Raw genomic sequence first — 7,781 nt, forward strand, 5'->3', positions numbered from 1 at the left:
GGCCTCTTGTGAACTGATCTCGGAAACGAGTCGGCCGACCCGCCGCCCCAGCGGGCCCGGGTCGGCCAACGCCGTTTCCGGAGGGCTGCCGCGGCAACGGCAGGACCCTCCACAACCTTTGATCCGTGCCTGGTCAGGACGAAAAACGACATCAAAGGAACTCGCCGAAGCGAGGTATACAAGCGGCCAGCTCTCCGTAGAGGGCTAACGTCTTGTCATAGAGGCAAGCATGAGTGCTAGCACGTACTTAGTGAAGCCACCTGCGGGCTCCTTGGCCATCTTTGAACTACGCCGACCTTGTTCGAACAAACGTGAACAAAGCTGAACAACCATGAACGTCGGTGACCGACACTGTATGGCCTTGTGGGGATCCCTGCGCAGATAGCGCAAATTGTCACCTTTGTCCGTTTCTCCTTTGTGCGCAGGAGAACGGACCGATACGTCATCATTGCCCTATGCGCACGGCTGTTCGAGGGCGGCAACCCTCGGGCGTGCTCGTGAGCCCAATTCAATCCGTGCCTGGTCAGGCAAACAAAAACAACATTGGAGGTGATGCGCGCATGCCTAACGTGCCGTGCATCCGTTCGAACCAGCCGACCCCCGCCACCCCGGCAGGTCTGCTGCTGATCTTCCTCATCCTGCTGCTGATCTTCGTGATCACGGCCCACCTCCTCGGGCTCTCCGCCGAGCTGATCCTGCTGCTGATCACCACCGTGATCGGCGCGGCCATCAAGCTCGTCAAGGCGCTCCCCCGCCTTCAGCCCCCGGGCGCCCTCTAATGGGAGCCTTGGAGGTACTGACCTCCAGGAGAAGGCTCGCGGACGCGGCCCGGGAGACATTCATCCTGGAGCTCCACCGCGCCGTTCAGATCGGCGGAAAGAGCAGGGAGGAAATCTCCCGTACGGCCAGGTTGAAGCCGGGCATGCTCGACGAAATCGTCGAAGGGCGTACTGGCCTCCCGCCCCGGAACATAGTGGCGCACGTGCTCCAGGCATCTGTTTTCTCGCAGGCCGAGATCGACCGACTTTTTCGACTCTGGGAGATAGCCAGCGAGGCGCGAACGCTGCTCCAGAGCACCACCGGGAAGTCGAGCCACGAGAGGCTGCTCCACACGCGGCTCAACGAGGCGCCGGCAACACCTTCACAGCAGACGCTGCGCGAGGACGTCGAGGGCCACGACGACCTCAAGCCCAACCCGCTCGCGGCCACCACCAAGGAACAGTTCCTCCAGTGCATGAGGGACTTTCAGATCTGGGCCAAGGAGCCGTCCTTCCACGAGATCGCCCGTAACTCCAGGGGCGCCGTCGCGGTCAGCACCTTGAGCACGGCGCTGGACCCCAACAAGCCGTCCCGCCTGCCCACCATGAAGGTCGTGGAGGGCTTCATCATCGGCTGCGGAGGCAGCGAAGACGAAATCGCCCGGTGGACCACGGCCTGGCGCCGAATCCGCCTGGCCAAAACCCACAAGATCGCCAGCTAGACGATCACCATGAACGCCCCGTCCCAGCGTGCCAGGACGGGGCGTTCCTCATGCCCGCACCTCACAAGGCACGGATGAGAACTTTCTCTACGTCTTCCAGGCGGCCCGCGGCTGCGGGCCGCTGGTGCTGGTGAACGAGGCTGTGGTTCTCCGACCGGTCACGTCCCGTGAAGCTACGACCCTGGTGAGCAGCGCCGAAGCTTTTCGGGTCATCTTGCCCTTAAATTGACATGTGCACGGAAGCTTGCGAGCCTTCAGGGCGCTGGACCGTTTACCTCAGGACGTGAAAAGGCCTCCTGCCGACTAGGGTTCCCCAACCACTGGACAGGAGGCCTTTCATCCCCTACAGGAGGGGATGATCCACGGGGGGAGCATCACCAGCGCTGAGCACCATCCAGATCAACCACACTCCGAACCTCGCGTAGGCGAGGTAGGTGCGGGCCCTCCAGAATCGTGCGCGAGCCTTATCAGCTGCGCTGCTGGACCGTGGTTCTTCTTCTTCAGGGGAGTCCGTTTTCACGGTCCCCTTCCTTCTCCCGGCACGCGCCGGGGGCTGGCCGGTCCGTCCGGCGAGCTCCACCGGACGATCGACTCCGAACAGACGCTAGGGGTGGCAATGCGGTCATGCAATTCGGCTGTCCCTGTCAAGGTTTCTGTCAGACGCTAAATGAATGAGAACAATGGGGGATGTCCAGTACCCCTGCCTGCTCGAACGAGACACCTTGACTAGCTGCGGTAGAAATTTTAGGAAAAAAATGTGACATGGGTCACAGGGCCGGTTGTGCACCGTATCCACCGCCCGCAGTAAGGAACTGGCAAACGTCTCGCCGACCAGTTACCCCGCTGTAACCTCGTTCACCGTCGGCAGCAAGACCGCAAACGCCCCCGCCGACCAGGAGCAGACCGACGACCGGTTGCCGAAAGAATCCGGGACTCGTCGACGAGCACCAGGAGCAGACCGGCGACCGACGAAGCGCAGCCGCGGGGCCTTCAACGTTGCCAAGACGAGAATTGCCGAATTGTTCTTATAGGGGTCAAGGGCGGCGGCCCGGCCGCCGCCGCCGCACGGCGCGGCGCGGCCGGGCGCGCGGGACGGACATCGGGACCGGGCATGCGGCCTGGGGGCCGGTCCCGTCCCGCGCCCGCCCCGCGCGCCCGGCCGGACCCCGCCGCCCGCCGCACCCCCCGGCCGCCGCACTGGCCCATCGACCGCCGACGCTGGACCGGCCCGCCGCCCACGGGTCCGAGTCAGCCGTTGGCCCAACCGCTACGCGGCCCCTACGGGGTGCCTTCGGCATTGCGCCGGCCGCTGACTCTCAGGATCGAGATCTCCCCCGACTCCCGGCCCGACTCGATCGAAGCGGACCAAGGTATTTCCCGATACACCCGATCGATCGACCCTCGATCGAGCCGACGATCGACCCCCTCGATCGATCGAGTCGGGCCAAGGCCGTGACGATCGCCCACTCCGGAACTCGTCGATGAGGGCCAGGGCGATCGACTGCCGCGCCCCTCCTACGTCGGGACTTGCCACCGAGCATCATCCGTCAGCCAATTAGCTGGCTAAACAGCCTGCATTTCTGCCAGCGGAAATGCCAATGTTGACGCTTGCATAGACGCTGGCCTCGTGGGATGACTGCCTCGCAGTGACGTCGATCAGAGGAGATCATCGTGGACACCGTCCGCAGCGCCCAGTACTCCGAGAAGGGAGGAGTGGGGAAGACCTCCGTGACCACCGGCATCGCTGCGGTCGCAGGCGATCGTGGGATGCGCGTCTTAGTCGCGGATCTCGACCCCAGGGCCACCGCCAGCATCGAGCTGGGTATCCCCATCACCGAGTCCGGCGAGATCGAACTGTTCACCGTCAACGATCTTCTCGCGGTCAATCCCAGCGACGACGACCCGATCGACCCCCGCGAGGCGATCCACGAGACCATCCACCCCGCCGGAGAGGGCTGGCCGGCCACCGTCCGCGTGCTCCCGGCCGAGCGGAAGCTAGCCAACCGCGAGACCGACACCAGCCCAATCGAACTGCGACTCAAACTGGGCTTGTCTGCAGTGGCCGACGAGTTCGACCTGATCCTGTTCGACCTGCCCCCGCGCGCCGGCGGCAAGCTCGTCACCGCGGCCCTGTCCGCGCTGGAGGACGGGGACGTCCTCATTCCCGTGGAGCTGACCACGGACGGCCTGGACGGCGCGCTGCACGCCCTGCGCACCATCAAGCAGATGAAGATGGGCTACAACCCGGACATCAACATCGCGGGCATCGTCCGCAGCAACGTTCCCAGATCCCCCGACATCCGGGCGATCCACCGGGAGATCGAGGCGCAGCTGTACGAGCGCTGGCCCGAGCTGGTCATTGGCGACCCGCTCCCCGCTGCCGTGGCCGACGTCGACCAGGCCGCCGCGCTCGTGTCCCGCTACGTCATCCGCCACCACTCCATCCGGGAGGAATGCCGCTACGCCCACGTGCCCATCACCGGCGCCCCCGGCCGGGAAGCTCGCGCTCTGGTCACCGCCTACGGTGACCTCTTGGACCTGCTGATCGAACGGAGGGCAAGCCGTGGCTAGCGGACTGATCAACAAGGGTCGTGGACTCGCCAAGACCAGGGAACCCGACCCCGCCGCCCCACCGGAAGAGAAGCAGAAGACCGCCAGCGAGAAAGCTCCCGCCAAGGCCAGCAATTCCGCTGGCGAAAAAGCTGGCGAAGCCGCCTCCCCACGAGCACGGACAACGGGCAAGACGAAGGCCAAGGTAGCGAAACGACCACCGCGCCGTGTCGGCCGACCGCGCGGGCCGGACCGGGCCAAGCTGTCCATCCGCATCCTCGCGGAGAACGACGCACGGCTGACCGCCGCCGTCGAGGCGACCGGCCAGAGCCCGCAGTACATCGTGGACGAAGCCCTCGCGCTCTACTTCGACCACATCGGCATTCCCGCCAGTAAATCCGCTGGCTAAAACACCAGCAGGAATGCCGAAGGCCCCCGGAACGGACACTCCGGGGGCCTTCGGGGTCGGTCGTCAGGCGCAGGCGAAGGCCAAGTTCTCCCGCATCCACTTCCGCGAGATGGTCAGCGACTCGCGGACCGGCTCCGAGAGCGTCAGCTCATGCGCCGCCATCAGCGTCAGCGCTACGCGCTCCCCGTCGTCGCCGACGTAGGTGAGGATCTGCGCCAGGGCCAGGACGTCCGGTGTGCCCAGCGACATGCCGATGTCGTCGTTCTCCTCGTGCTCCGTCTCCACGTAGACGACGGGGCGCCCCGTGTAGTCCCCGCCGAGCCACTGACGCACGGCGATCGCCAGGACGGGAGTTCCGTCGACGCGCGTCATCGTGGCTACGCGCCGGACATGAGTCACACCGCTGGGCGAGATGATGTGCTCTCCTCCGCACCACGGCACCACACCGCAGCACTCGACGCTGGCCGCCAGCTCGTCACGCCAGACCAGGTTGACGCCTTCGATCACAGCACCGAGCCGAGAGATGATGTTCATGGGCCAGGGTTCCTTTCCACGGGTGTCTGGTCCGGCGGCCCTGGGATTGCCCCCCAGGGCCGCACAGTTCGGAATACAGTTCCGAACTCTGAGCCTGATTGCCTTCCGCCCCCCCGTCAAGGGGCTGTAGCGTGATGCTCAGGATTGTTCGGAACTGTGGCCTGAACCTTGGAGGTGACTGGTGACTGCTCTTTATCGCCATGTGGCTGCTGAACTGCGGAAAGAGATCGAGAACGGTGTGTACAGGCCGGGCACAATGCTCCCCAGCCTGGACGAGATCGGAGCTCGATTCAGCGTAGGCAAAGCCACAGCGTCCGCCGCAATCAAGATCCTGGAAGCCGATGATCTAGTTCGGACCTATCAGGGGCGCGGCACGATCGTGGCTGACCGGCGCCCTGTAGCGGTTCCGCTATCACGGTATGCATCGGTAGTGGAGCCCGGAGGTCAGCTAGGACCCTGGCAGACCGCATGTCAGCAGGCCGGGGTCAATGGCGACATGGTGATGCTCGACATCGGCGAGCAGGCCGCACCTGCCGACGTGGCAGCTGCCTTGCAGATCGATCCTGGAACGCCTGTTGTGCGACGAGACCGTCACGCCACTATCGATGGCGAGCCCGTCCAGCTCCACACTGCGTGGTACTCCGCTGCTTTAGTAGCCGGCACTCCGCTCGCGGGCCGGGCCCGAGTGGAAGGTGGCGTCTATGGAGCCCTGACGGCCGCCGGGCACCGGCCAGTAACGGCCGACGAAGCTGTCAGCACCCGCGCCGCCACCCGCGAAGAGGCTGCCGAACTTCATCTACGCGAAGGAGCGGCGGTCCTCATAGTCGAACGCATTACCCGAGATGCTGACCGCCAGCCACTGGAGTTCCTGCGTGTCGTAGCCACTCCAAGACGCACCACGCTCATGTACGACGACCTACCGCTGGCCCCAAGCCTTCAGCGATAGCGTCCCAAAAAAAACAGGGGCCGGGAGCTGGAACTCCCGACCCCCAAGTCACTTCCACGGCAGCAGAAGGACGACACAGATGAGCGTACCCACAGCCCCTGACCCGTTCACCCCACGGGTGACTCGACCGGCCGGGCTCGATTGGGTGAAGTTTGATGCTGATCTAGCTAGAGATGGTTCGGTCGATCCGGTCGATAAAGCCCTGTACGCCGCGCTGGCGAGCTTTGTTGATGCGGAGGAGCGCGATAGCGACCCTGACCCTGGCGGTCGTGATGTGCCGACGCGCGCACGGCTGGCACAGTGCATCGGCCGGAGCCTCGACACCGTTGACCGGTCCACCAAGCGCCTGGAGGACCGGGGTTTGCTCCACGTTCATCGACGGCGCGACCCGGCCAATCCCCGGCTGCACTTGCCAAGCGTCTACGAGCTGCTGGACCACGAGCGGTGGGACGAGCGTGCAGCCGCCCGCGCTAAGGCTCGCCAGGAGGCGAGGGGTGGCCGCATGGATGCGGCCAGGGGTAGCCGCACCGGTGCGGCGAGGGGTGGCCGCATGGATGCGGCCAGGGGTAGCCGCACCGGTGCGGCGGATGTTTTTAGAGAGGGTGTAGAGAAGGAAGAAGAACCTCCTCCTCCTCCTGTCCCTCACGCGCCACAGGCCCCGCCTGCTGTCGTAACTGCGGAGGAGGGGGAGGAGGGAGAGATCTCCGGGAACACCCCGCCCGTCTCGGCTGAGGCGGTGGCGTGGGTGCGGGCTTTGCCGTGGCGGAGGCAGCCAGGGCAGCGACAGCGCGAACGGCTGGCCGAGCTGGTCACGCAGGCGTGGACAGTCGGATGGACGCCTGATGCTCTTCAACGGGAGTTGGTGGTGGAGCTGGAGGGGGTCAGGTCGCTGTACGCCGTCTGGACCACTCGTCTCCAGGACCTAGCGCCCCCCCGCCCCTCTCTGCCTCTCTCCGGCGATCTCAGGGCTCTCCAGGAGCCGCCCTGCCCCACGCACCCGGGTGCCGGACGGCGAGGAGACGGCGAGTGTGCGCGGTGCTGGGTGGATCGCCTGGAGACCGAGGATGACCGGCGTCTCGCGGAGACCACGGGCGTCTCCCTTTACGCCGTAAAGGACGCTGGCTAGAAGATCCCGACTCGCGGGCCCCGTACGGGCCGTCTCCGTACGGGCTCCCGTACACGCTCCGTACGGGCCCGTACGGGAGCCCGAGCAGTCCGTACTTCCGTACGGCCGGGGGCTTGACCCGCGCGTACACACGCGTGTACGCGCGTACGCGTGAACACGGGCGCCTATGGCTCACCGAGGACTCCGCCCCTGGGGAACTCCTCCGCAGAAGGAGGAGTGGAGGAGTAGCGCCGGCCCCGTCCAGGAGCGGCGGTGTGCGGTCGTGTGCGCGGGGATATGCGGCCGGTGTGCGGCCCTGTGCGGGACCGTGTGCGGTCACTCTCTGTAGATGTGCGCGGTCTGTGCGGCGCGTGTGCGGACCCATGTGCGGGCCGTGTGCGGAGGCCGCACATCCCGAAATCCCCTATAGAAAAAGCGGCCCGCCGCACAACGCACAGCCCCCGGAGCCGCACATCACCGACAGTGAGGCGGGCCGGGACGAGCTGGAGAAGATACCGGCACCCGGGCTGGTATCCGGTGTCCGCGTCCATGGCGTTCGCGTGTCTGCGCAGAGGGGTGCGGTGCCGTCGTCCGTGGACGAGCTGGATAACGAGACGAGATCTCGGAGAAGAACCGGCGAGCATGAACCCGAAGAGCTCGAAGGCCTCTTGTGAACTGATCTCGGAAACGAGTCGGCCGACCCGCCGCCCCAGCGGGCCCGGGTCGGCCAACGCCGTTTCCGGAGGGCTGCCGCGGC

The 7,781-nt window shown here is 65.8% G+C and carries 7 protein-coding genes; 6 read left to right on the top strand and 1 reads right to left on the bottom strand.

Going from position 1 to position 7,781, the window contains the following annotated elements; all coding sequences use genetic code 11:
• Positions 1-560 precede the first annotated feature (560 nt).
• The 4 genes from AB0G15_RS42865 (at position 561) to AB0G15_RS42880 (ending at position 4,439) form a co-directional block, all read left to right on the top strand.
• Positions 561-779 (top strand): hypothetical protein, encoded by a 219-nt coding sequence (locus tag AB0G15_RS42865; RefSeq protein WP_362851386.1) that lies wholly within the window; start codon positions 561-563, stop codon positions 777-779.
• An 8-nt stretch (positions 780-787) separates the two neighbouring features.
• Entirely contained in the window at positions 788-1,480 is a 693-nt protein-coding gene (locus AB0G15_RS42870; protein WP_362851388.1) for a hypothetical protein, read from the top strand.
• Positions 1,481-3,151: 1,671 nt separating this feature from the next.
• Positions 3,152-4,051 carry an AAA family ATPase gene (locus tag AB0G15_RS42875; protein WP_362851390.1) on the top strand — a complete coding sequence of 300 codons (900 nt, stop codon included), beginning with the start codon at positions 3,152-3,154 and terminating at the stop codon, positions 4,049-4,051.
• A complete protein-coding gene (locus tag AB0G15_RS42880; RefSeq protein WP_362851392.1) occupies positions 4,044-4,439 on the top strand; it encodes a hypothetical protein in 396 nt (131 codons plus the stop codon). The genes AB0G15_RS42875 and AB0G15_RS42880 overlap by 8 nt, the downstream gene beginning before the upstream one ends.
• Before the next feature lie 63 nt (positions 4,440-4,502).
• Here the strand turns inward: AB0G15_RS42880 and AB0G15_RS42885 are convergent, their stop codons facing one another.
• The gene (locus AB0G15_RS42885) at positions 4,503-4,973 is read right to left on the bottom strand and encodes a hypothetical protein (RefSeq protein WP_362851394.1); all 471 of its coding nucleotides are present in this window, start codon (positions 4,971-4,973) and stop codon (positions 4,503-4,505) included.
• Between the two features lie 202 nt (positions 4,974-5,175).
• Here AB0G15_RS42885 and AB0G15_RS42890 point away from each other — a divergent pair, with 202 nt between their 5' ends.
• Complete coding sequence (locus tag AB0G15_RS42890) at positions 5,176-5,919, top strand: GntR family transcriptional regulator (protein WP_362851398.1); 744 nt, start codon at positions 5,176-5,178, stop codon at positions 5,917-5,919.
• Between the two features lie 79 nt (positions 5,920-5,998).
• Complete coding sequence (locus AB0G15_RS42895; protein WP_362851396.1) at positions 5,999-7,045, top strand: hypothetical protein; 1,047 nt, start codon at positions 5,999-6,001, stop codon at positions 7,043-7,045.
• Positions 7,046-7,781: the final 736 nt, after the last annotated feature.

Source organism: Streptosporangium sp. NPDC023825 (genome assembly GCF_040639575.1).
Classification (GTDB): domain Bacteria; phylum Actinomycetota; class Actinomycetes; order Streptosporangiales; family Streptosporangiaceae; genus Streptosporangium.